We start from the raw sequence: 21,731 nt of genomic DNA, 5'->3' as shown, positions 1-21,731 counted from the left end.
GGAACGGCCCGTTCAGCTCCGCTTGACCGGAATCGGCCGGTTCCCGGCAGGTAATTGATTGAATTCCAAGGGATTGTGAATCCCGAAAAGCGCGCTCGCCACTGTCATCAAATCGCGCTACGGTAGGGCTCTGTTTGGGACCAGTGTTGCATCAATAGGATGCTGGAACTTTTTCCTCCTTTAGCAGTCCAAATCCCGGACTGCTAAGATGGGTGCCTATGAGCCAGAACACCTCTACTGCCCTTGTGGCAAACAATCTCCCGATTCCCAGTGCGCTCGGTTCGCTGGACGCCTACATCGGTGCCGTGCACCAGATCCCGGTGCTGTCGGTCGATGACGAACAGGACCTGGCCCGTCGCTTCCGCGACGGCAACGATCTGGACGCTGCCCGTGAGCTGGTGCATTCGCACCTGCGCTTCGTGGTGCACGTGGCCCGCGGCTACAACGGCTATGGCCTCGCCCTGGGCGACCTGATCCAGGAAGGCAACATCGGCCTGATGAAGGCGGTCAAGCGCTTCGACCCGGACATGGGCGTGCGCCTGGTTTCCTTCGCCGTGCACTGGATCCGTGCCGAGATGCACGAGTTCATCCTGAAGAACTGGCGCATCGTCAAGGTCGCCACCACCAAGGCGCAGCGCAAGCTGTTCTTCAACCTGCGCAAGTCGAAGACGCGCCTGGGCTGGATGAACGCCGCGGAAGTCAGCGCGGTGGCCAAGGATCTGAACGTGTCCGAGCGCGAGGTCATGGAAATGGAGTCGCGCCTGTCCGGTCGCGATATCGGTTTCGATGCGCCCAGCGACGAGGATGATGATCATGCGCCGCCGTCGCCGGCCGCATACCTGGTGGCCAACGATGAAGATCCGTCGATGGCCTACGAGCGTGCCGACAGCGAGGACAACCAGCTGCAGCTGCTGCGCGAAGGCATGGCCGAACTGGATGCGCGTTCGCGTGACATCATCCGCCGCCGTTGGCTGGATGCGGACAGCAAGGTGACGCTGCAGGAACTGGCAGACGAGTACGGCGTGTCGGCCGAACGCATCCGCCAGGTCGAGGCGAATGCCCTGAAGAAGATGAAGGCGCTGTTCACCGCGTGATGTGACGTCACAGGTATCCAACAGAAAACCCGGCATTGCCGGGTTTTTTGTTGAGCCTGCCAAGCAGCAGGCCGCTGCCTTTTACGCGTGCTCACGCGCGATCGCGCGCCAGCCGATGTCGTTGCGGTGGAATTCGTTGGCCCAGCTGACCTTGGCCACACCGGCGTAGGCATTGGCCTGCGCATCACGCACGCTGTCACCCAGCGCCGCCACACACAGCACGCGGCCGCCGGCACTGACCACCCGGCCCTGCGCGTCCAGTGCAGTACCTGCATGGAAGACCTTGGCGCTGGCCGGCACCTCATCCAGGCCGGAAATCACATCGCCGGTGACCGGCGATTCCGGGTAGGGTTTCGCGGCCAGCACCACACCCAGCGACGGGCGCGCATCCCACTGTGCCTGCACCTGGTCCAGGCGGCCATCAATGGCGGCTTCCACCAGCCCGACCAGATCCGACTGCAGGCGCAGCATCACCGGCTGGGTTTCCGGGTCACCGAAGCGCACGTTGAACTCGATCACCTTTGGTGCGCCGCTGGCATCGATCATCAGGCCGGCGTAAAGGAAGCCGGTGAACGGAACGCCGTCGGCGATCATGCCCTGCACGGTCGGGTTCACCACCTCGCGCATCACCCGCGCGTGCACCTCCGGCGTGACCACCGGGGCCGGTGAGTACGCGCCCATGCCGCCGGTGTTCGGCCCGGTATCACCGTCGCCGACTCGCTTGTGATCCTGCGAGGTGGCCATCGGCAGCGCATGCACGCCATCGACCATCGAAATGAAGCTGGCTTCCTCGCCGTCGAGGAATTCCTCGATCACCACGCGTGCGCCGGCGTCACCGAATGCGTTGCCGGAGAGCATGTCGCGCACCGCATCCTCGGCCTCGGCCAGGGTCATTGCAACGATCACCCCCTTGCCGGCGGCCAGGCCATCGGCCTTCACCACGATCGGCGCACCCTTCTCGCGGATGTAGGCCAGTGCCGCCTCCACGTCGGTGTGCACGGCGTAGAACGCGGTCGGGATGTTGTGCCGGGCCAGGAAGTCCTTGGCGTAGGCTTTGCTGCCTTCCAGCTGGGCAGCGGCGGCGGTTGGCCCGAAGATGCGCAGGCCGGCGGCACGGAACCGATCGACGACGCCTGCCACCAGCGGCACTTCCGGGCCGACCACGGTGAGTTCAACACCTTCGGCCTGGGCCAGGGCCAGCAGGCCATCGATGTCGGTGACCTTCACCGCCACGTTGCGGCACTTGTCTTCGGTGGCGGTGCCGGCGTTGCCGGGTGCCACGAGTACCTCATCGACGCGGGAGGACTGGGCCAGCTTCCATGCCAGGGCGTGTTCGCGGCCGCCGGAGCCGATGACGAGGATCTTCATGGGACAGGGTTCTCGTAAGCAGAAAAGAAAAGCCGGGCAGGGCCCGGCTTGGTGATGCGGATCAGTGGCGGAAGTGGCGCACGCCGGTGAACACCATGGCCAGACCATGCTCGTCGGCGGCGGCGATCACCTCGGCGTCGCGCATCGAGCCGCCCGGCTGGATGACCGCCTTGATGCCGGCGGCGGCGGCGGCATCGATGCCGTCGCGGAACGGGAAGAACGCATCGGAAGCCATCACCGAGCCTTCAACCACCAGGTTCGCGTCGGCCGCCTTGATGCCGGCGATGCGCGCCGAATACACGCGGCTCATCTGGCCGGCACCGACGCCGATGGTGCGGTTGTCCTTGGCGTACACAATCGCGTTGGACTTCACGAACTTGGCGACCTTCCAGGCGAACAGCAGGTCGGTGAACTGCTTGTCGGTCGGTGCCAGCCTGCTGACCACTTTCAGTTCGTCACGGGTCATGCCGCGGTTGTCCGAGGACTGCAGCAGCAGGCCCGAGCCGACACGCTTGCTGTCGAAGTTGTTCAGGCCGTCGCCATGCGGAATGCGCAGCACGCGCACGTTGGCCTTCTTCTGCGCGTATTCCAGCGCCGCCGGCTCGTAGTCCGGTGCGATCAGCACTTCCACGAACTGACGGTCCAGGATGACCTGTGCGGTGGCGGCGTCCAGCGGCTTGTTGAAGGCGATGATGCCGCCGAAGGCACTGGTCGGGTCGGTGGCGTAGGCCAGCTCGTAGGCATCGCCGTTGCCGGCACCCACCGCCACGCCGCACGGGTTGGCGTGCTTGACGATGACACAGGCCGGCGCATCGAACTGGCGCACGCATTCCCAGGCGGCATCGGCATCGGCCAGGTTGTTGTAGCTCAGTTCCTTGCCCTGCAGCTGCTGGAAGGTGGCCAGGGTGCCCGGCACCGGGTACAGGTCGCGGTAGAACGCGCCGCTCTGGTGGGGGTTCTCGCCGTAGCGCAGGTCCATCACCTTGACGAAGGTGGAGTTCATCTGCGCCGGGTACTCGGCACGCACCGGCACGGCGGCGTCGGTGGCGGTGACCGCCGACAGGTAGTTGCTGATCGCCGCATCGTACTGGGCGACGCGGTTGAACGCGGCGACCGAGAAGGCGAAGCGGGTGGCCGCCGGCAGCTGGCCATCATGGGTGTCCAGGGCGCCCAGCAGCTCGGCGTACTGTGACGGGTCGGTGGCCACGGCCACGCGGGCGAAGTTCTTGGCCGCCGAGCGCAGCATGGCCGGGCCGCCGATGTCGATGTTCTCCACCGCGTCGGCCAGGGTGCAGTCGGCCTTGGCGGTGACCGATTCGAACGGGTACAGGTTCAGTACCAGCAGGTCGATGGCGCCGATGCCGTGTTCGGCCATCACGGCGTCATCCAGGCCCGAGCGGCCCAGCAGGCCGCCGTGCACCATCGGGTGCAGGGTCTTGACCCGCCCGTCCATCATTTCCGGGAAACCGGTGACCTCGGCGACGTCCTTCACGGCCAGGCCCGCATCACGGATCGCCTTGGCGGTGCCGCCGGTGGACAGCAGCTCGACGCCGCGGGCGGCCAGAGCGGTGGCCAGCTCGACCAGGCCGGTCTTGTCGGAAACGGAGAGGAGGGCCCGACGGACGGGCAACAGATCAGCAGTCATGGGACAGGGCAATCGGCAGCGGAGCGGGGCCGATATTGTAGGCGGTGGGGGCCGACGGCGGGCGGCGGCGGCAAAATTGACCGGCCCCAACGGCCCTGCGGCCGCCTTCGGTATGCCCTGGCCGGCGCCGCGCCGCGGACATTTCGACGGAGGTGCGCTCCCAATCGGGTAGGCTGTGCCGGAACTGCCAGGGAGCTGCGGGTTCGGATCGTGTCGATCTATGCATTGAAAGGACGTTTCCAGGACCTGCTGCGTCCGGCCGTAGGCGGCCTGCATCGCGCGGGGATCACTGCCAATGCGGTGACCGTGGCCGCTGCCGTGGTCTCGCTGCTGGTCGCCGTCGTGGTCTGGTGCTGTGCGCCACAGCAACCGCTGCTGTATCTGGCCCTGCCGCTGTGGATGCTGCTGCGCATGGCCCTCAATGCCGTGGACGGCATGCTGGCCCGCGAGTTCGGCCAGCAGTCGCGGCTGGGCGCCTATCTGAACGAGCTGTGCGATGTGGTGGCCGATGCGGCGCTGTACCTGAGTCTGCTCAGCGTGCCGGGCGTTCGCCCGGAAGCGCTGTGGTTGCTGGCCTGGGGCGCAGCACTGAGCGAGTACGCCGGCGTGCTGGGCCTGATGGTCGGTGCCGGCCGCCGCTATGACGGCCCAATGGGCAAGAGCGACCGTGCCTTCGTCATCGGCCTGCTGGGCCTGCTGCTGGCGTTCGGTTGGGCCGGTGCCTTGACGGTCGGCGGCGTGGCCGCAGCGATGGCGCTGCTGTGCGGGGTAACGGCGGTCAACCGCGTCCGGCGGGGACTGAAGGAAGCGGCCACAGCGCAGCGATAAGTCAACAGCCCACCAGGAGAAGGCATGCGTCAGGTGCAGGAACGGGAATTCCACAGCTTCGACCAAGTACCGCTGTTCTACCGGCACTGGCCGGTTGCGGCCGCAGGCACACCACCGGGGCGCACGGTCCGGGCCATCGTGCTGCTGCATCGTGGCCACGAGCATTCAGGGCGGGTCGCCCATCTGGTCGACGAGCTGGACCTGCCGGAGATCGCCTTCTTCGCCTGGGACGCGCGCGGCAATGGGCGTTCGCCGGGCGAGCGTGGCGACGCACCGGGCTTCCCTGCGCTGGTGCGCGACCTGGACAGCTTCATCGCCCACATCGGCAGCGAGCACGGCATCGCGGTCGAGGACATCGTCGTGGTCGCGCAGAGCGTGGGCGCGGTCATCGCTGCGACCTGGGTACACGACTATGCCCCCCGCCTGCGCGCGCTGGTGCTGGCGTCACCGGCATTCAAGGTGAAGCTGTATGTGCCGTTCGCACGTCCAGGCCTGGCCCTGATGCAGAAGCTGCGCGGCAATTTCTTCGTCAACAGCTACGTCAAGCCGCAGTGGCTGACGCATGATCCGGCACGGGTGGAGAGTTACCGCACCGATCCACTGATCACCCGGCCGATCTCGGTACGCGTGCTGCTGGGCCTGTATGAAGCCGCCGACCGCATCGTGGCCGACGCGCAGGCGATCAGCGTGCCGGTGCAACTGCTGGTGTCCGGCTCCGACTTCGTGGTGCACCGTGGTCCGCAGGACCGCTTCTATGAGCGCCTGTCCAGTCCGATCAAGGAGCGCGTGTACCTGCCGGGCTTCTTCCACGACACGCTGGGCGAGCGCCATCGTGCGCCGGCACTGGCGCGCATCCGCGACTTCATCCAGGCGCGTTTCGCCGAACCGCTGCGCACGCTGTCGCGGCGCGACGCCCATCGGCATGGGCCGACGTTCGAGGAATCGGAGATCCTGGCCTGGCCACCGGAACGCAACAGCCTGGCCGACCTGCGCTGGCGCGGGGTGCGCGCGGGCCTGCGCCTGGGCGGCACCCTGTCCGAAGGCATCGCGCTGGGCCTGCAGACCGGTTTCGATTCCGGCAGCACGCTGGACTACATCTACCGCGACGAAGCGCGCGGCAAGGGACCGGTGGGGCGGATGATCGACCGCAACTACCTCGATGCGATCGGCTGGCGTGGTATCCGCGTGCGTGGCCAGCACCTGCAGGAACTGCTGCGAGATGCCGCCACGCGCCTGCGCGGCCAGGATCTGCCGGTGCAGGTGCTGGACGTGGCCGCCGGCCATGGCCGCTATGTGCTGGAAGCCCTGGGCCAGGGCGAACAGCGCGCTGACCGCATCGTGCTGCGTGATTTCAGCCCGCTCAACGTGACCCAGGGCCAGGCCTTGATCGAACGGCTGGGAGCCGCCGACATCGCCCGCTTCGAGCAGGGCGACGCGTTCGATCCGGCGTTGCTGGCGACGGTGGAACCCACGCCGACGCTGGCAGTGGTCTCAGGCCTGTACGAGCTGTTCCCCGACAACGATGCCGTGCTGCGTTCGCTGCAGGGTATTGCCGCGGTGGTGCCGGAGGGGGGCTACCTGGCCTATACCGGCCAGCCCTGGCACCCGCAGCTGGAATTCATCGCCCGTGCACTCACCAGCCATCGCGGAGGCGCTGCCTGGGTCATGCGACGGCGCACCCAGCAGGAGATGGACGAGCTGGTGCGGCTGTCGGGCTTTGAGAAGGTGACCCAGCGCATCGATGCGTTCGGCATCTTCACCGTATCGCTGGCACGTCGGGTCGCCTGATGGCCATCACCGCAACGCCGATCGTTGCCGATGCACCGCGTCCGTGGCGCCGCGCGCTGCTGTGGCTGGCGGTGCTGGGCCCGTTCTTCTTTGCCAGTTATGGCTTTGCCAACTGGATGGCCGGCCGCCACGACGTGGTTCCGGTTGTCGTGTTCGACTGGGAGACGCGCATTCCGTTCGTGCCCTGGACGATCGTGCCGTACTGGTCGATCGACCTGTTCTACGCGGTGTCGTTCTTCCTGTGCCGGCAGCGCCTGGAGCTGGACCGCCATGCGCTGCGGCTGCTCAGTGCACAGGTGATCGCAGTGACCTGCTTTCTGCTGTGGCCGTTGCGCTTCAGCTTCGAGCGGCCGGAGACGGGCGGTGCCTATGGCTGGTTGTTCGAAGTGCTGCTGGGGTTCGACAAGCCTTTCAACCAGGCGCCGTCATTGCACATCGTGCTGCTGATCGTGCTGTGGGTGAAGTTCGCCCACTACCTGCAGGGCGCCTGGCGGCGGGTGCTGCATGCGTGGGCATTGCTGATCGGCATTTCGGTGCTGACCACGTTCCAGCATCACTTCATCGACATTCCCACCGGCCTGCTGGTGGGCTGGCTGTGCGTGTGGCTGTGGCCGGACCAGGGAACACCGCCGTTGCGTGCCTGGCAGTCCGCGGAGGATCCCGCGCGGTGGCGGCTGGCGCTGCTCTACCTTCTGGGTGCCGCCGTGCTGCTGGTGCCGGCGCTGGCGCTGCGAGGCACTGCGCTGTGGCTGCTGTGGCCGGCGATCTCGCTGCTGCTGGTGGCGCTGGCGTACGCCGGACTGGGCACGGCCATGTTCCAGAAGCGCGACGACGGGCGCCTGACCATGGCCGCGCGCTGGCTGCTCGCGCCTTACCTGGGCGCCGCCTGGATCAATTCGCGGCTATGGACATGGCGGGCACCGCAGCCCTCGGCGGTGGCCGATGGCGTGTGGTTGGGACGGATTCCACGGGCGGCCTTGGCGTCGCCACTGCACGGCGTGGTCGATACCTGCGCAGAGCTGTCGTGCCGGGCGCCAGGTGCTGCGTATGCCAGCGTTCCGATGCTGGACATGGTGGTGCCCTCGCCGGCTCAGCTGCGCGAGGCCGCTGCCGCCATCGAACGCCTGCGCATGCAGGGGCCAGTACTGGTGTGCTGTGCCCTGGGCTATTCGCGCAGTGCGGCCAGCGTAGCGACCTGGCTGCTGTGCAGCGGCCGGGCACGGGACGCAGCCGAGGCGGTGGCACGGATACGTGCCGCGCGGCCCTCCATCGTTCTGCATGACGACCACCTGCGCGCCATCCAGGCCGCCATCACCTCGGAGAGCCCCGCATGAGCCTCGCTGTCGACCTGCCGATGATGCGCCTGCTGCTGCGCCAGGGCCGGCTGCCCGCTGCGCTGTCACTGGGACTGCTGCTGGTGGCGTTGCTGCTGCTGGGCATCGAGCCGGGACTGGCGATGTTCGCGGCCGGCCTGTTGCTGCTGAGCGTGGCGGCGGGGATGGTGCAGGCGTACTACGCGGTGCGCGTACAGCTGGACGCCAGCCTCCTGCAGCTGCTGTTGCAGGAGAATCTGCACGGTGAGGCGGCGGCCGAACGGGTGGACGCGGCCCTGCATGTCGCCGGCCTGCGCCGCCGCGACGCACAGGCGCCTACGCGCGGATGGGATGTGCGCTGGGCGGGCATGCGGGGCCTGCTGCTGCGCCAGTACGCGGCAGCGCTGCTGCAGTTCGCCACGCTGCTGCTGGCCGTGCTGTGGCCGCAGACCTGAGGGGAGACATCGATGTTTGCTGAACTGATCGCCCGCGCCTGCAGTGGCGCCATCCATGTGCTCACCGGCGCGCGGGCGCTATGGGTCGGATGCGCGCCCTCCAGCGAGCGCCGTGTCTACTACGGCAACCACGCCAGCCACGGGGATTTCGTGCTGATCTGGTCGTCGATGCCGCCGGCACTGCGGCGGCAGGTGCGTCCGGTGGCGGCCGCCGAATACTGGCAGCGCGACGCCCTGCGGCGCTACCTGATCGATGCGGTGTTCAACGGCGTGCTGGTCGAGCGCGAAGCGGCGCGCCGCCAGCAGGATCCGCTGCAGGCGCTGCGTGACGCGGTGGATGCGGAGTGCTCGCTGATCCTGTTCCCGGAAGGCACGCGCAACGTCGGCGATGAGCCGCTGCTGCCGTTCAAGAGTGGCATCTACCATCTTGCGCGGCAGCGTCCGGAACTGGAATTCGTCCCGGTGTGGATCGACAACCTGAAGCGGGTGATGCCCAAGGGACGGTTCCTGCCATTGCCGTTGCTGTGCACGGCCACCTTCGGTACTCCGCTGCGGCTGCAGGCCGATGAGGACAAGACGGCGTTTCTCCAGCGCAGCCGCCAGGCGCTGCTGGATCTGGCGCCGGACGGAGGACGCGCATGAGCGGGTTGATCGCCGTATCGGGTGACCTCGCCGCGCGCAGCGTGGGCCAGCAGACCGGGCTGCTGTTCGCCGGGGTCGGCGCGGTGCTGGTGCTGGCGACGCTGGTGGCCGAGACCCTGCGCTGGCGGCAGCGTGGACGGCCCAGCGCGGTCATCGCCAATCTGGTCTCGCGCATCCGCGCCTGGTGGGTGATGGCGATCGTGGTCGGCCTGGCGCTGCTGTTCGGCCGGGCCGGGGTGATCGTGCTGTTCGCGATCATCTCGCTGTTTGCCCTGCGCGAGTTCATCACCCTGGCACCTACCCGGTCAGGTGACTACTACGCGCTCCTGGCGGCGTTCTACATCGTACTGCCCTGGCAGTACTACCTGGTGTGGATCGACTGGTATGGCATGTACACGCTGCTGATTCCGGTCTATGCGTTCCTGTTCCTGCCGATCCTGGCGACGATCGGCGGTGACACCACGCATTACCTGGAGCGCACGGCCAAGGTGCAGTGGGGGCTGATGATCTGCGTGTTCTGCATTTCGCACGTGCCCCTGCTGCTGAACCTGCGTGTGCCCGGGCATGAGCCCGCGCGCAACGTGCTGCTGCTGGCGTTCCTGGTGATCGTGGTGCAGTCCTCGGACGTGCTGCAGTACATCTGGGGCAAGCTGCTGGGCAGGCGCCTGATCGCGCCCAGGCTGTCGCCGTCGAAGACAGTGGAGGGCTTCATCGGTGGCGTGCTGAGTGCCAGCGTGGTGGGCGCTGCGCTGTGGTGGATCACGCCGTTCACGCCGCTGCAGGCGTTCGGCCTGTCGCTGTTGATCAACCTGATGGGGTTCTGGGGTGGCCTGGTGATGTCGGCGATCAAGCGCGACCGTGGCATCAAGGACTGGGGCCACATGATCGAGGGCCATGGCGGCATGCTCGACCGGCTGGATTCGGTGTGCTTCGCCGCACCGGTGTTCTTCCACGTGGTGCGGTATTACTGGAAGGCGGGCGGCGGCGGGTGACCCCGCTTCCACGACGTCGCCATCCGCGCTCAGGCGCTGATGCCGTATTCCTTCAGCTTCTTGCGCAGCGTGGCACGGTGGATGCCCAGCATCGCCGCGGCCCGGCTCTGGTTGCCTTCGCAGTGGTTGAGCACTTCCACGAACAGCGGAATCTCCATCTCGCGCAGCACGATCTCGTAGACGTCGTCTGCATCGCAGCCATCAAGGTCGCGCAGGTACCGGCGCACGGACTGGGCGACATGTTCGCGCAGCGGTGGCCGGGGAGCGCCACGACTGTTGTCAGGACGAGAAAGGACAGCGTTCAAGGGGGTTCCCGATCTGGTTGGCCCGTGCACGCGGAGCGCGCGGCCGGATGAGGTGGTGGCGGTCAGTCTAGCGCGAGCGTGCCCGACCTGCCATGGCTGGTCGCCTTCGTCCCGATCACAGGAACTCGAAGGTGAATGCGACAGTGGACGCCGCAGGCTCCTGCACGCGGAACGCGATGTGTGCGCTCTGACCCGGTTCCAGCACGGCGGTACCCGGGTTCTCGCCGAGGTACTGCGTGGGGCTGAAAACGTCACTGCCGATGACCCGTCCGTCCGCATCGGACAGCGAAAGCCGCAGGTCGGGCCAGGCCTGTGGCCATCGCGCGTCATTGCGGATGCTGGCCTGGACCTGCAGTACGCCGGCCTGATCAGGCAGCGGGCGGATGTCGCGACTGGTCATGGTGAAGGCGGCGGGTTCGTGCCAGGCGGGCAGGCTGCAGCGCAGCACGCTGCACAGCGCCACCAGCCATGTGCGGTGGCCGGCATCGGCGGCCAGCCGCGCGCGGTCGGCGAGCACGCTCTGCAGGATCAGCAGCGCCGCCAGCCCCGCCACCAGCAGCCAGTGCCAGCGCGGCGCCGGGCGCGAGCGTGAAGGTGCACGGGCGAGGAAACCGGGTGCGTCATGGTTCGATGGTGATGCCACCGCCGCGGCATGCGGGGGCACATCATCGGTGTGCTGCGGAACGGGTTGCGCAGTGATCACCGCCGCTGCCGGCGCATGTTCGATCTCCGCCGCAGTGGGTTCGGGCGCCGGACCGGCCTGTGCAGGCGTATCGACGTGCGCCTCGACGGCAGGTGCCGTTCCGCCTTCCGGCGCGGGGCGCAGGAAGGTGGCCAGTGGACGTCGTGCGGGGGTCGGCTCGGACATGCTCACGGTGCGGGTTCGGGTCGAGCGCTCATTCAAACACGATCAGGCGCGGCGCACGCCGGTGATGCGCATCCAGTCGCCATCGCGGGTCGCCTGCAGGTCGTCGAACCAGGCACTGTAACGCTGCAGCAGTTCGTGCTCCTGTCCATGCAGGATGCCCGACAGTGCGATGCGGCCACCGCCGGCCACGCGCGCGGCCAGCAGCTCGGCCAGGGCATCCAGTGCCGAGGCGAGGATGTTGGCGACCACGATGGGATAGGTTGCCACCGGCTCGTCCTGTGGCAGATAGACCTGCATGCGGCCCTGCTCGCCATTGCGCTCGGCATTGTCGGCGGTCGCGACCAGGGCCTGCGGATCATTGTCCACGCCGATCGCCTCGGCGGCGCCCAGCTTCAGCGCAGCGAGGGCGAGGATGCCCGAGCCGCACCCGAAATCGAGCACGCGCTGGCCCTGCAGCTGGCCGTCCACGGCCAGCTGGTCCAGCCAGCGCAGGCACAGCGCGGTGGTGGGATGAGTACCGGAGCCGAAGGCCAGGCCCGGGTCCAGCCGGACGACGGCCGCGTCGGCGGCCTGCGCCGCCTCCGGCAGCTCATGGTTCCACGGCACGATCCAGGTGCGGCTGCCGAAGTCCATCGGCTGGAACTGGTCCAGCCAGGCACGCTCCCAGTCCTCGTCCTCGACGGCGCGGAAGCTGCCACCGCTCCAGTCCAGTTCCGGGTCGAACGCTTCCAGCGCCGCCAGCAGCAACAGCGCGTTGCTGTCAGCCGGGAACAGCGCCGTCAGCACCAGGCTGTCCCACAGCGGCGTCTCGCCCACGCCCGGTTCCAGGATCGCCTGCTCGTTGCTGGTGTCGGCCTCGGCATCGAGCAGGGTCACGGCCAACGCCCCGACGTCCTCCAGCGCATTCTCATAGCGGGGCTGGGTGGCTTCGGTGCAACGCAGGGTCAGTTCCAGGAACGGCATGGGATCGGGGGCAATCGCGGGAAAGGGGGCCATGCTAGACCATCGGGGCGTCTCCGTATGCTCTGAGATGAACGCCCCCCGTTCAGACAGGCCTGCCGGGCCTTGCTAAACTGCGCGCTTTCCTGTGCGCCCCCGACGCTTTCCGTTGCCGATGGCCCTCGCTCCGACCCTGAAAACCTGGTTGCTCGTGCTGCCGGCGGTGGCCGTGCTGGGCGTGGCCGGGTATCGGGCCAGCGGGCACGTGGGCTCGGTATCGTCTCCGGTCGCGGCCTCCGGGCTGCCGACGGCCCAGGTGGCGGGCAACGAGGATGGGACGACGATGCCGGTCATGCCCGAGGCGCTGGCGCGGCGTCTGGCGGCCTTCGAGCGGGGCGGCGCACTGCCGTCCGGCCTGCCGCTGGACATCCGGGCCGACATCGAGGGCGCCACCGATCTGTTCGCCTATGCGCAGCGGTTGCGCGCGCAGGCCGACGGTGGCAACCACGAAGCGCGCTGGATGCTCAGCCGGGTGTATGACTATTGCGCGCAGTACGCGGTCGATCCGGGCGGGTATCGCCTGGACAACAACGTGCTGGCGGGGCTGGGCCTGAGTGCCGCACCGGCCATGGTCGATGCGCGCGAGCGCGTGGCCCAGCGCTGCGGCGGGTTCGTGCCCGGCGACAAACTGGGCGCGGCACTGGTGCTGGCGGAGCGTCGCAAGGCGGCCGCGCAGGGCAATCTGGCGGCCGAAGCTGCGCTGTTCGCTGAAGGTGAGCCGCTGCATGACAGCGCGGACTACCGCCGTGGCCTGGTCGAGCGCGTGCGCCTGTCGCGCGATCCGGAGGCATTCATGGCCCTCGCTCCGGGAATGGGCGTGCGCGCCGCCGGTGACAGTGCACTGGACGGGCTGGTGGCCGGCGAGCAGCTCAGCGAAATGGCGTGGCGGCTTGCGGCCTGCGAACTCGGTCTACCGTGTGGGGCCGACAGTGTGCTGGTCAACAGTTTTTGTGCGAATGGAGGGATCTGTTCGCAGGATGAGACGCAGGATTTCCGGGATTTCGTGTATGACGCTGCGGTTTCGCGGCAAGGTGCTGGGAAGATGAACGAATGGATCAAGCGATTGATTGGAAGGGGGAGCAGGCCATGAACTACCGTCGATTCCTTCACGGGGCCAAGTTCTGGTTCTGGGTGGCACTGTTCGTGGCCTATTCGGCCGGCGCGGTGGGCCTGTTGATGATCGATACCTACGAGGATCGCTACCGGCATCTGTCGAAGGTGGAGCTGACCACGGTGAAGGCACAGGAAGACCTGCGCCGCGCCGGCGCCAGCCAGGTCGCTGCGGTCTATCGCGCGCAGAGCGGCGTGCCGTTCGCATCGCTGCCGGCGGGCAGCACCTTCCAGGTGGTCTGGCCCGATGGCTCGACCGAGACCATGGTGATCGTCGATCCGACCTCGCCCAATGGCGTGCGCCCGCTGCCGAACTCGCAGATTCCGGCAACCGCGGCCGACAGGCACTGACACCGATCCTGCAGCGCCGGGCCCTCACGCGCGGCTGCTTTTCCCGGTACGCCGGGCGCGGGGGGAAGGCGCTGCAGAAAACAGAAAAGGGCGGGGATCTCCCCGCCCTTTTCGTGTCCGGCACCTGTACCGATCAGGTCAGCGCGATCGGCTTGTTCTTGCGCTCGGCCAGACGCTTTTCCAGGTAGTGGATGTTCTGGCCACCGGCCTGGAAGCCCTTGTCGCGCATGATCCGCTGCTGCAGGGCGATGTTGGTCTTGATACCGTCGACCACCATTTCGCTCAGCGCCACCCGCATGCGGGCGATCGCGGTTTCGCGGTCCGGGCCGTGCACGATCAGCTTGCCGATCATCGAGTCATAGTTCGATGGCACGCGGTAACCACTGTAGATGTGGGTGTCCACGCGCACGCCGGGGCCGCCCGGCGGATGGAAGCCGGTGATGGTGCCCGGGCTCGGCACGAAGGTTTCAGCATCTTCGGCGTTGATGCGGCACTCGATGGCATGGCCGGTGAGCACCACGTCGCTCTGCTTGATCGACAGCTTCTGGCCGGCGGCGATCTTCAGCTGCTCGGCCACCAGGTCGATGCCGGTGACCATTTCGGTGACCGGATGTTCCACCTGGATGCGGGTGTTCATTTCGATGAAGTAGAAGCGGCCGTCCTCGTACAGGAACTCGAACGTGCCGGCGCCGCGGTAGCCGATGCGGATGCAGGCCTCCACGCAGACCTTGCCGATCTGCTCGCGCTGCTCGGCGGTGATGCCCGGTGCCGGCGCTTCCTCGACCACCTTCTGGTGACGGCGCTGCATCGAGCAGTCGCGCTCGCCGAGGTGGATGGCATTGCCCTGGCCGTCGGCCAGCACCTGGATCTCCACGTGGCGCGGGTTCTCCAGGAACTTCTCCATGTAGACCTCGCCATTGCCGAACGCCGCCTTCGCTTCGCTCTTGGTGGTTTCGATCGAGGTCTTCAACGAGGCTTCGGCGTGCACCACGCGCATGCCGCGACCGCCGCCGCCGCCCGCTGCCTTGATGATGACCGGGTAGCCGATCTCACGGGCGATCTTGGTGTTGGCGACGATGTCCTCGCCCAGCGGGCCGCCCGAGCCGGGCACGCACGGCACACCGGCGGCCTTCATGGCGCGGATGGCTTCGACCTTGTCACCCATCATGCGGATGGTGTCGGCCTTGGGGCCGATGAAGATGAAGCCGGATTCCTCCACGCGCTCGGCGAAATCGGCGTTCTCCGACAGGAAGCCGTAGCCCGGATGGATGGCCTGGGCATCGGTGACTTCCGCCGCGGCGATCAGGGCGGGGATGTTGAGGTAGCTCTGCGGCGACGGCGCCGGGCCGATGCAGACCGACTCGTCGGCCATGGCCACATGCTTGAGGTTGCGGTCGACCGTGGAGTGCACGGCCACCGTGCGGATACCCAGGGTGTGGCACGCGCGCAGGATGCGCAGCGCGATCTCCCCTCGGTTGGCGATGACGACTTTGTCGAGCATGGCGTGCCCCTCAGCCGATCACGAACAGCGGCTGGTCGAACTCCACCGGCTGGCCGTTCTCGCCGAGGATGGCGACGATGGTGCCGGACGCGTCGGCTTCGATCGGGTTGAACATCTTCATCGCTTCGATGATGGCCAGGGTTTCGCCTTCCTTGACCTGCTGGCCCACGGTGACGAAGGCCGGCTTGTCCGGAGCGGACGAGGCATAGAAGGTGCCGACCATCGGCGAACGCAGCACGTGGCCTTCCGGCAGCGCCGGGCCCGGCTTGGCGGTGCCGCCGGTGGAGGCTTCGGTCGGCGACTGCATCGGCATTGCCTGCGGCGCCGGCGCGGCAGGGGCGGCATACACCGGAGCGGCGACCGGGGCGGCATAGCCGGCGACCGGCGCGCGCGACAGGCGCACGGACTCTTCGCCTTCCTTGATTTCGATTTCGGCCAGGTTCGACTCTTCCAGCAGGTCGATCAGCTTCTTGATTTTGCGCAGATCCATGAGGGCCTCTTGGGTTTCTATCTAGGTGAGGAGAGCGCCGTGGGCGCCCGGGTCGACAATCAGGTGGCGGACAGCCGCAGCAGCGCCGCGTCCATCGCGTAGCGGTAGCTGTCGGCGCCGAAGCCGCACACCACGCCGACCGCCTTGTCGCTGAAATAGCTGTGCTGGCGGAACGGTTCGCGGGCGTGCGGGTTGGACAGGTGGATTTCGATGAACGGCACGGCCACGGCCGCCAGCGCATCGCGCAGGGCGACCGAGGTGTGGGTGAACGCGGCCGGGTTGATCAGGATGAACGCCGTGCCGTCGGTGCGGGCGGCCTGTACGCGGTCCACCAGCGCGTGTTCGGCGTTGGACTGCACACTCTCCAGCACGTGCCCGGCGGCATCGGCCTGGCGGGCCAGCGCCTGGTCGATATCGGCCAGGGTGGTGTGACCGTAGACCTCCGGCTCGCGGGTACCGAGCAGGTTGAGGTTGGGGCCGTGCAGGACCAGCAGCTTCGCCATGGGATCCGATCGACTGGAAAGGGCGGCAGTCTGGCGGAAGCGGCCGATGCTGTCCAGTTCGGCGAAGTTTGCCGCGTTTCAATCGATTGTTTGAAATCGCTGGAAGCGCTTGTGCCCGTATGCCGGGCAGCGCCTCAAGGCGCGCTGAACGTGGCGACGGCTGCTGATACCCGCACGTACGCCGACGATGGCGGCCAGCCGCTCCTGTCCCGGCCAGGCCGGGCGGGTCTGCTCAGGTTTCCAGCGGCCGCGTCGGCACGACGTTGGGGAACACCTGTTCCAGCGGCTCCTGTTCGCCCGGCCGGGGCGCGGGCCAGTCGTAGGCGTTCACCGGCTGCGCGCGGTTCACCCACAGCGCGTAATGCAGGTGGTCGGCGCGCCCATCGCCGGTGTTGGGGTGGATGAGGATCGTCAGGCCCAGGCTGTTGAGCTGCAGCCATGGCACCACGACCGGCAGGAGATCGTTGGTGAAGCCGAAGTAGAAGGACGGGGTGACATGGGGGCCGCGTGGCTCCGGATTCCAGTTGCCCAGTTCCACCGGGAAGCGTTCCGCCACCCAGCGCCGGATCAGTGCGGCCTTGGCCGAGGTGTCCTCGTCGAAATAGATGTGGGCGTGGTAACTCTTGATGTCGGTGTAGGGGCGTGGGAGGGTCGGCAATGGCGATTCGCCCGGGCGTGTGCTGCGCGGTCGTGGGGTCGGTTCGCTGGCGGTGTCCTGTCCCCAGGGACTGCGGCCCTGCGCCGGCGGCGGGACGATCGCCTGGAATCCGGGACGCCCCGGTGCGGTCGTGTTCGCCACCTCTCGGGCCGGTGTTGCGGCGGCCGGACTCGTGGCGCCGGCCAGGCCACCTGCGGCCAGGCCGGCCGATGCGATCAGGCGGCGCCGGCTGGGTGAGAACGGCGCGGCTTGGTGTGCATCGGTGTCGTCGCCAGCAACGGCGTCAGGGGAATGCGGGGAGCGCGGCATGGTCGTTTCCGTGGACGGCGGACCGTCACCGTCGGACGGATGCGGGGGCCGCGTCCAATGATCCGGTGGCATCACCTGATGCTGCGCCGCAGGTGCGTTGAGTCCTGTGCGCGGCCCGGATAGGGTGGTCAGCTCACCGCACGGATACCCGCCATGAACAGCGCAGATGCCACCACTGCCCGCAGACGTGCCACGTTCCGGCAGTTGCATGCGCAGGGCTGCTTCGTATTGCCCAATCCGTGGGACATCGGCAGCGCGCGCTACCTGCAGCGGCAGGGCTTCCTGGCATTGGCCACCACCAGCGCGGGGTGTGCATGGAGCGAAGGTCGCCCCGATGGTGCGGTATCGCTGCAGGCGACGCTTGACCACCTGCGGCTGATGGTGGCCGCCACCGACCTGCCGGTGAACGCAGACTTCGGCGATGGCTTCGGCGCCACGCCACAGGACGTGGCTGAGGCCGTGACGGCGGCACTGGATACGGGCATCGCCGCTCTGTCGATTGAAGATGCCAGCGGTCTGGCCGACGCGCCGCTGCGCCCGCTGGAGGAGGCCGTGCAACGCCTGCGTGCGGCGCGTGCGGCCATCGATCGCGCCGCGGCCGATGTGCTGCTGGTGGGCCGGGCGGAAAACTTCTTCGTGGGCGTACCGGATCTGGAAGACACGCTGCAGCGCCTGCGTGCCTACGCGGCCGCAGGTGCCGATGTGTTGTACGCACCGGGCATCACCACGGCCGAACAGATCCAGGCGGTGGTGGCCGCGGCCGGCGGCAAGCCGGTGAACCTGCTGGTGGGCGGACCGACGTCACTGACGCTGCAGGACATCGCTGCGATGGGGGTACGCCGGGTCAGCCTGGGCGGGGCGTTGGCCCGTGCGGCGTGGGGGGGATTGATGCGGGCCACCGATCCCATCCAGCAGGAAGGCCGCTTTGATGGCCTGCAGGCGGCAGCATCGGGTGCGGCGCTGAACGCGCTGTTCCGCTGAGGCAGGGCCGCGGATGCACGGCAGGATCCCTTCGCTGCGCGAAGGGATCCGAGCCAGTGCTGCATCAGAACCGTGCGGTGGCGCCCACGAAGAAGGTGCGTGCGCCGCCGTCGTAGTTGTTGCCTTCGTCGATGGTGGACACGTCGCCTACGTTCAGGACGCCGGCACGCAGGGTCAGGTTCTCGTTCACGTCGAAGCCGGTCACCAGATCCCAGGTGGTGTACGCCTTGGCGAAGGTGGCGCTGGTGGCCGATACCAGTTGCTTGCCGATGTGCTGCGCACTGGCATTCAACGACCAGGCATCGGTCACCTGCCATTCCAGCGAGGTGTTGGCGGTCAGCTCCGGTACTACCAGCAGGGTGGCGCCGGTGGTGCGGTTCTTCGATTCCAGCATGCGCGTGGCGTGGGTGGTCCAGTTCAGGCGTTCGTGCAGCGGCACGGTCACGCTGGCTTCCACACCGCGGGTGCGTGCCTTCTGGATGTTCTGTGCCACCGTCCACCAGTAGCCGTTGACGAAGCTGGTGGTCTGGCCGGGGATCTGGCTCAGCGGCACCTGTTCGATCTTGTCGTCGAAGTTGGTCAGGAAGTAGGTGGCCGAGGCCGACCAGCCCTCGCGGTCGAAGCCCACGCCCAGCTCGTAGTTGGTGCTGGTCTCCGGTTCCAGGTTGGGGTTGCCGGCCATGTAGCAGCCGCGCGTGCCGTCGGCATTCACCGAACGGCTGCTCCAGCCTTCGGCGGTCAGGGCACGGCAGCCGTTGCCGCCGGACTGGGTCGCAGCGCCGGCCGTTCCCTGCTTCAGGTTGGGGGCACGGAAGCCCTTGGAAATGCCACCGCGCACGGTCCATGCGTCGGCCGGGTGCCAGACGCCGTAGATGCGCGGGCTCAGGTTGTCATCGTAGTTTTCCGTGTTGTCCCAGCGCAGGCCCAGGGTCAGCACGAAGCGCTCGTGCAGGGTGAGGTGGTCCTCGGCGAACAGCGCCCAGGAGTCGGCCTCGCTGGTCGGGCTGATGCGGCCGCTGCCCGTCCAGGTGACCGGAACGGTACCGATGGTGTCGCTGTTCTCCAACTCCTCGCGCTTCCACTGCCCGCCCACATTCAGGCTGTGCTCGACGCCCCAGTGGAAGCCGGTGTTGAAGGCGGTATCGAACACCGTTTCCTTCGAACGGTTGCCGACGTCGCTGCCCTTGTCTTCGTATTCGTTCTGCACCAGCGTGGTCTTCGACGTGGTGGCGTCGCTGTAGGTGCCGTCATGGCGGATCACGTAGCCGGTCTGCACCAGCTTGGACAGTCCCCAGCTGTTGACCTGGCCGGCCCCGCTGTTGCGCTGCGTTCCGCGCGAGGCCTCCACGCCCACGACGTGGCTGTCGCTGATGCGCCAGTCGAACAGCACGTTGGCGTTCTCTGCCTTGTTGCCCGGTGTCTGCCGCGCGCCGCGGTCGGATTCGCGGTCAGTGACGTTGGCGCCGATGCGCACGCCCAGGTTGTCGGTCAGCGGGCCACTGAACAGCGCTCCCATCTGCGTGGTGTTGCCGCGGGTGTCCGAATCGGGCTTGCTGTAGTTGAAGGTGGCCGAGCCGCCCCAGTGGTCGGCGATCTTGCGGGTGATGATGTTGATCACACCCCCCATCGCGTCCGAACCGTACAGCGAGGACATCGGGCCGCGCACCACTTCGATGCGTTCGATCATGTCCGGCGACAGCCAGTTCAGATCCTGCGGGCCCAGGTCATCACGATAGTTCACGCCGGCCGAGCTGCCCTGGCGGCGGCCATCGATCAGGATCAGTGTGTACTGCTCGGGCAGGCCGCGCAGCCGGATCTTCGACTGCGCACCGGACAGCGCGTAACCGCCGGTCACGCCGGGCACGGTGCTCAACAGCTGGCCGATGCTGCTGACCGGCTTGCGCTCGATGTCCTCGCGGGTGATCACGCTGATGCTGGCGGGGGCATCCCGGATCCATTGCTGGGCGCCGGTGGCGGTGACCACCACGGTGTCCATCTGCTTGGCGGCGGCATCGGCTGACGCCTCGGCGTGGGCCTGGGAGGCGAGGGCAAGGCCGATGGCCACGGCCAGCGTGGCAACGGAACGACGGGACTTCAGACTGGCATGCAACATCGCGCGGTACTCCGGGTGAGGGGTCCACTGGCGATGGCTGGGACGTCCGTGTGGGGTTTCAGATCTCCTTAACAATCGTATCACGAATCATTTGCATTTGACTTGAGGCGATACAGAACGCCAGAAACAGTGTCCTGCTGGCAGTGCTGATCGGGCTGGGTGCGCTAGTTACCATTAGTAACTAATCTCCAAGGAGTTGCCCATGCACAGCCTGATTGTTGTTGCCCATCCCGATCCTGCCTCGCTGACCCACGCGGTAGCCGCTCGCATCGCGCAGGCCATCGCCGATGCCGATGAGAGCAATACCACCGCCATGGCCGATCTGATGGCCGAAGGCTTCGACCCGCGCTTCAACGGGCAGGACCAGGCCCTGTTCCGCGGCATCGCGCCGCCACCGGCCGATGTGGCGGCCGAGCACGCACGGCTGGATGCGACCGACACGCTGGTGCTGGTCTACCCGCTCTACTGGTGGTCGTTCCCGGCGCTGCTGAAGGGCTGGATCGATCGCGTTTTCACCCAGGGCTGGGCCTACGCCGAGGGTGCCGATGGAAAAGTGGAGAAGCGGCTGCAGCGGCTGCAGGTGCATCTGGTCGGTATCGGGGGTGCCGATGCCGCGATGATTGAACGCCGTGGCTATGGCGCGGCCATGAACACGCAGATCGACATGGGCATCTTCGATTACTGCGGCGCGCGCGTGCTGTCCTCCACCCTGCTGCTGGAGGCGGACACCGGGGCGGCCGCGGCGCATCTGCAGACCGCGATGGAGATCGGCCGTAAAATCGGACATCCAACGAGCTGACAGCCGTGTTCCGCCGATGCCTGCCACCGACACCCCCACGCGTCGCCGACTGACCCGCGAGCAGCGGGCCCGCCAGCTGCTGGATGTCGCATGGGCGCTGGTAGGCGCCGAAGGCACCGATGCCTTGACCCTGGGGCGCCTGGCCGAAGCGGCGGGCGTGACCAAGCCGGTGGCCTACGATCACTTCGTGACGCGCAACGGCCTGCTGGCGGCGCTCTACCATGACTACGACCAGCGGCAGACGCTCATCTTCAATGACCGTATCGCCGCGGCGCCGGCAGAACTGACCGCGCGCGCAGCGGCCATCGCGTCCGGTTACATCGACTGCGTGCTGAGCCAGGGCAGTGACGTGCAGAGCATCCTCGCAGCGCTGGTCGGCGCGCCGGAGCTGCGCGAGGTGCGGCACTGCTACCAGCAGGAGTTCATCGACAACTGCGCGGACTGGCTGGGCCCGTTCGCCGGTGACGGCCAGGTACCGGTGGAGGGGCGCTGGGCGATCCTCGGCGCTGCCGAAGCGCTGTCCGAAGCGGTGGCCAATGGCGCGATCGGCAAAGCCGACGCGGAACGCGAACTGCAGCGGGTGATCGTATCCACCGTTGTACGGGACTGACTGCCCGCG

General features: G+C 67.5%; 22 protein-coding genes. 12 read left to right on the top strand and 10 right to left on the bottom strand.

Annotated elements, in window-relative coordinates:
• The first annotated feature begins 218 nt into the window (after positions 1 to 218).
• Positions 219 to 1,094 (top strand): RNA polymerase sigma factor RpoH, encoded by an 876-nt coding sequence (gene rpoH / locus ACVOME_RS00580; protein ID WP_053515659.1) that lies wholly within the window; start codon positions 219 to 221, stop codon positions 1,092 to 1,094.
• 81 nt (positions 1,095 to 1,175) lie between these two features.
• Here rpoH and purD read toward each other — a convergent pair whose 3' ends face one another.
• A complete protein-coding gene (purD, locus tag ACVOME_RS00575) occupies positions 1,176 to 2,462 on the bottom strand; it encodes a phosphoribosylamine--glycine ligase (protein ID WP_481504589.1) in 1,287 nt (428 codons plus the stop codon).
• A 61-nt stretch (positions 2,463 to 2,523) separates the two neighbouring features.
• On the bottom strand, positions 2,524 to 4,107 hold the full coding sequence (purH, locus tag ACVOME_RS00570; RefSeq protein ID WP_065174411.1) for a bifunctional phosphoribosylaminoimidazolecarboxamide formyltransferase/IMP cyclohydrolase: 1,584 nt from the start codon (positions 4,105 to 4,107) through the stop codon (positions 2,524 to 2,526).
• 210 nt (positions 4,108 to 4,317) lie between these two features.
• On the opposite strand from purH, the gene ACVOME_RS00565 reads away from it, so the two are divergent.
• From ACVOME_RS00565 to ACVOME_RS00540, 6 genes are read left to right on the top strand one after another with little or no spacing between them, the layout of a single operon-like run.
• Complete coding sequence (locus tag ACVOME_RS00565) at positions 4,318 to 4,935, top strand: CDP-alcohol phosphatidyltransferase family protein (RefSeq protein ID WP_322522627.1); 618 nt, start codon at positions 4,318 to 4,320, stop codon at positions 4,933 to 4,935.
• A gap of 24 nt (positions 4,936 to 4,959) precedes the next feature.
• Positions 4,960 to 6,723 (top strand): bifunctional alpha/beta hydrolase/class I SAM-dependent methyltransferase, encoded by a 1,764-nt coding sequence (locus tag ACVOME_RS00560; protein WP_481504588.1) that lies wholly within the window; start codon positions 4,960 to 4,962, stop codon positions 6,721 to 6,723.
• Positions 6,723 to 8,057 (top strand): phosphatase PAP2/dual specificity phosphatase family protein, encoded by a 1,335-nt coding sequence (locus tag ACVOME_RS00555; RefSeq protein ID WP_429001199.1) that lies wholly within the window; start codon positions 6,723 to 6,725, stop codon positions 8,055 to 8,057. The genes ACVOME_RS00560 and ACVOME_RS00555 overlap by 1 nt, the downstream gene beginning before the upstream one ends.
• Positions 8,054 to 8,491 (top strand): hypothetical protein, encoded by a 438-nt coding sequence (locus ACVOME_RS00550; protein ID WP_065181556.1) that lies wholly within the window; start codon positions 8,054 to 8,056, stop codon positions 8,489 to 8,491. Before ACVOME_RS00555 ends, ACVOME_RS00550 begins: the two co-directional genes overlap by 4 nt.
• A gap of 12 nt (positions 8,492 to 8,503) precedes the next feature.
• On the top strand, positions 8,504 to 9,133 hold the full coding sequence (locus ACVOME_RS00545) for a lysophospholipid acyltransferase family protein (RefSeq protein ID WP_193395991.1): 630 nt from the start codon (positions 8,504 to 8,506) through the stop codon (positions 9,131 to 9,133).
• Entirely contained in the window at positions 9,130 to 10,125 is a 996-nt protein-coding gene (locus ACVOME_RS00540) for a phosphatidate cytidylyltransferase (RefSeq protein WP_053515673.1), read from the top strand. Before ACVOME_RS00545 ends, ACVOME_RS00540 begins: the two co-directional genes overlap by 4 nt.
• Before the next feature lie 29 nt (positions 10,126 to 10,154).
• Here ACVOME_RS00540 and fis read toward each other — a convergent pair whose 3' ends face one another.
• The 3 genes from fis to prmA all read right to left on the bottom strand — a co-directional run bounded on the left by fis (position 10,155) and on the right by prmA (position 12,261).
• Positions 10,155 to 10,430, bottom strand: coding sequence for a DNA-binding transcriptional regulator Fis (fis, locus tag ACVOME_RS00535; RefSeq protein ID WP_005419706.1), 276 nt, complete (start codon positions 10,428 to 10,430; stop codon positions 10,155 to 10,157).
• 115 nt (positions 10,431 to 10,545) lie between these two features.
• Positions 10,546 to 11,298 (bottom strand): DUF3426 domain-containing protein, encoded by a 753-nt coding sequence (locus ACVOME_RS00530; protein ID WP_481504587.1) that lies wholly within the window; start codon positions 11,296 to 11,298, stop codon positions 10,546 to 10,548.
• Between the two features lie 42 nt (positions 11,299 to 11,340).
• On the bottom strand, positions 11,341 to 12,261 hold the full coding sequence (prmA, locus tag ACVOME_RS00525) for a 50S ribosomal protein L11 methyltransferase (RefSeq protein WP_053515676.1): 921 nt from the start codon (positions 12,259 to 12,261) through the stop codon (positions 11,341 to 11,343).
• A gap of 151 nt (positions 12,262 to 12,412) precedes the next feature.
• Here prmA and ACVOME_RS00520 point away from each other — a divergent pair, with 151 nt between their 5' ends.
• Entirely contained in the window at positions 12,413 to 13,387 is a 975-nt protein-coding gene (locus tag ACVOME_RS00520) for a hypothetical protein (RefSeq protein WP_053515678.1), read from the top strand.
• Positions 13,384 to 13,758, top strand: a complete 375-nt coding sequence (locus ACVOME_RS00515) for a hypothetical protein (RefSeq protein WP_065174417.1) — start codon at positions 13,384 to 13,386, stop codon at positions 13,756 to 13,758. The genes ACVOME_RS00520 and ACVOME_RS00515 overlap by 4 nt, the downstream gene beginning before the upstream one ends.
• A 133-nt stretch (positions 13,759 to 13,891) precedes the next feature.
• On the opposite strand, the gene accC is transcribed toward ACVOME_RS00515, so the two are convergent.
• From accC to ACVOME_RS00495, 4 genes are all read right to left on the bottom strand, one after another.
• The gene (accC, locus tag ACVOME_RS00510) at positions 13,892 to 15,259 is read right to left on the bottom strand and encodes an acetyl-CoA carboxylase biotin carboxylase subunit (protein WP_014648613.1); all 1,368 of its coding nucleotides are present in this window, start codon (positions 15,257 to 15,259) and stop codon (positions 13,892 to 13,894) included.
• Between the two features lie 10 nt (positions 15,260 to 15,269).
• On the bottom strand, positions 15,270 to 15,749 hold the full coding sequence (gene accB, locus ACVOME_RS00505; RefSeq protein ID WP_053515682.1) for an acetyl-CoA carboxylase biotin carboxyl carrier protein: 480 nt from the start codon (positions 15,747 to 15,749) through the stop codon (positions 15,270 to 15,272).
• Between the two features lie 59 nt (positions 15,750 to 15,808).
• The gene (gene aroQ, locus ACVOME_RS00500) at positions 15,809 to 16,252 is read right to left on the bottom strand and encodes a type II 3-dehydroquinate dehydratase (RefSeq protein WP_065174418.1); all 444 of its coding nucleotides are present in this window, start codon (positions 16,250 to 16,252) and stop codon (positions 15,809 to 15,811) included.
• A 232-nt stretch (positions 16,253 to 16,484) separates the two neighbouring features.
• Positions 16,485 to 17,219 (bottom strand): DOPA 4,5-dioxygenase family protein, encoded by a 735-nt coding sequence (locus ACVOME_RS00495; RefSeq protein ID WP_164151383.1) that lies wholly within the window; start codon positions 17,217 to 17,219, stop codon positions 16,485 to 16,487.
• 153 nt (positions 17,220 to 17,372) lie between these two features.
• Here ACVOME_RS00495 and ACVOME_RS00490 point away from each other — a divergent pair, with 153 nt between their 5' ends.
• On the top strand, positions 17,373 to 18,200 hold the full coding sequence (locus tag ACVOME_RS00490) for an isocitrate lyase/PEP mutase family protein (RefSeq protein ID WP_180875469.1): 828 nt from the start codon (positions 17,373 to 17,375) through the stop codon (positions 18,198 to 18,200).
• 64 nt (positions 18,201 to 18,264) lie between these two features.
• Here ACVOME_RS00490 and ACVOME_RS00485 read toward each other — a convergent pair whose 3' ends face one another.
• Positions 18,265 to 20,313 carry a TonB-dependent receptor domain-containing protein gene (locus ACVOME_RS00485; protein ID WP_197600792.1) on the bottom strand — a complete coding sequence of 683 codons (2,049 nt, stop codon included), beginning with the start codon at positions 20,311 to 20,313 and terminating at the stop codon, positions 18,265 to 18,267.
• A 202-nt stretch (positions 20,314 to 20,515) separates the two neighbouring features.
• Here ACVOME_RS00485 and ACVOME_RS00480 point away from each other — a divergent pair, with 202 nt between their 5' ends.
• Together ACVOME_RS00480 and ACVOME_RS00475 are read left to right on the top strand one after the other, a co-directional pair.
• Positions 20,516 to 21,112 carry an NAD(P)H-dependent oxidoreductase gene (locus ACVOME_RS00480; protein ID WP_053515689.1) on the top strand — a complete coding sequence of 199 codons (597 nt, stop codon included), beginning with the start codon at positions 20,516 to 20,518 and terminating at the stop codon, positions 21,110 to 21,112.
• A gap of 16 nt (positions 21,113 to 21,128) precedes the next feature.
• Positions 21,129 to 21,722 carry a TetR/AcrR family transcriptional regulator gene (locus ACVOME_RS00475; protein WP_053515691.1) on the top strand — a complete coding sequence of 198 codons (594 nt, stop codon included), beginning with the start codon at positions 21,129 to 21,131 and terminating at the stop codon, positions 21,720 to 21,722.
• The last annotated feature ends 9 nt before the right edge of the window (positions 21,723 to 21,731 follow it).

It is taken from the genome of Stenotrophomonas sp. STEN008 (genome assembly GCF_056760435.1).
The sequence above is the reverse complement of the archived record's forward strand: the minus strand, read 5'-3'. Positions and strand labels throughout refer to the sequence as shown.

Coding starts and splice junctions, on each gene's coding strand:
- ACVOME_RS00475 (WP_053515691.1), top strand. CDS start 21,129: ATGCCTGCCACCGACACCCCCACGCGTCGCCGACTGACCCGCGAGCAG.
- ACVOME_RS00485 (WP_197600792.1), bottom strand. CDS start 20,313: ATGTTGCATGCCAGTCTGAAGTCCCGTCGTTCCGTTGCCACGCTGGCC.
- prmA (WP_053515676.1), bottom strand. CDS start 12,261: ATGCCGTTCCTGGAACTGACCCTGCGTTGCACCGAAGCCACCCAGCCC.
- accC (WP_014648613.1), bottom strand. CDS start 15,259: ATGCTCGACAAAGTCGTCATCGCCAACCGAGGGGAGATCGCGCTGCGC.
- purD (WP_481504589.1), bottom strand. CDS start 2,462: ATGAAGATCCTCGTCATCGGCTCCGGCGGCCGCGAACACGCCCTGGCA.
- ACVOME_RS00520 (WP_053515678.1), top strand. CDS start 12,413: ATGGCCCTCGCTCCGACCCTGAAAACCTGGTTGCTCGTGCTGCCGGCG.
- ACVOME_RS00480 (WP_053515689.1), top strand. CDS start 20,516: ATGCACAGCCTGATTGTTGTTGCCCATCCCGATCCTGCCTCGCTGACC.
- ACVOME_RS00515 (WP_065174417.1), top strand. CDS start 13,384: ATGAACTACCGTCGATTCCTTCACGGGGCCAAGTTCTGGTTCTGGGTG.
- ACVOME_RS00555 (WP_429001199.1), top strand. CDS start 6,723: ATGGCCATCACCGCAACGCCGATCGTTGCCGATGCACCGCGTCCGTGG.
- ACVOME_RS00540 (WP_053515673.1), top strand. CDS start 9,130: ATGAGCGGGTTGATCGCCGTATCGGGTGACCTCGCCGCGCGCAGCGTG.
- ACVOME_RS00545 (WP_193395991.1), top strand. CDS start 8,504: ATGTTTGCTGAACTGATCGCCCGCGCCTGCAGTGGCGCCATCCATGTG.
- ACVOME_RS00490 (WP_180875469.1), top strand. CDS start 17,373: ATGAACAGCGCAGATGCCACCACTGCCCGCAGACGTGCCACGTTCCGG.
- accB (WP_053515682.1), bottom strand. CDS start 15,749: ATGGATCTGCGCAAAATCAAGAAGCTGATCGACCTGCTGGAAGAGTCG.
- rpoH (WP_053515659.1), top strand. CDS start 219: ATGAGCCAGAACACCTCTACTGCCCTTGTGGCAAACAATCTCCCGATT.
- purH (WP_065174411.1), bottom strand. CDS start 4,107: ATGACTGCTGATCTGTTGCCCGTCCGTCGGGCCCTCCTCTCCGTTTCC.
- ACVOME_RS00530 (WP_481504587.1), bottom strand. CDS start 11,298: ATGTCCGAGCCGACCCCCGCACGACGTCCACTGGCCACCTTCCTGCGC.
- ACVOME_RS00550 (WP_065181556.1), top strand. CDS start 8,054: ATGAGCCTCGCTGTCGACCTGCCGATGATGCGCCTGCTGCTGCGCCAG.
- aroQ (WP_065174418.1), bottom strand. CDS start 16,252: ATGGCGAAGCTGCTGGTCCTGCACGGCCCCAACCTCAACCTGCTCGGT.
- ACVOME_RS00560 (WP_481504588.1), top strand. CDS start 4,960: ATGCGTCAGGTGCAGGAACGGGAATTCCACAGCTTCGACCAAGTACCG.
- ACVOME_RS00495 (WP_164151383.1), bottom strand. CDS start 17,219: ATGCCGCGCTCCCCGCATTCCCCTGACGCCGTTGCTGGCGACGACACC.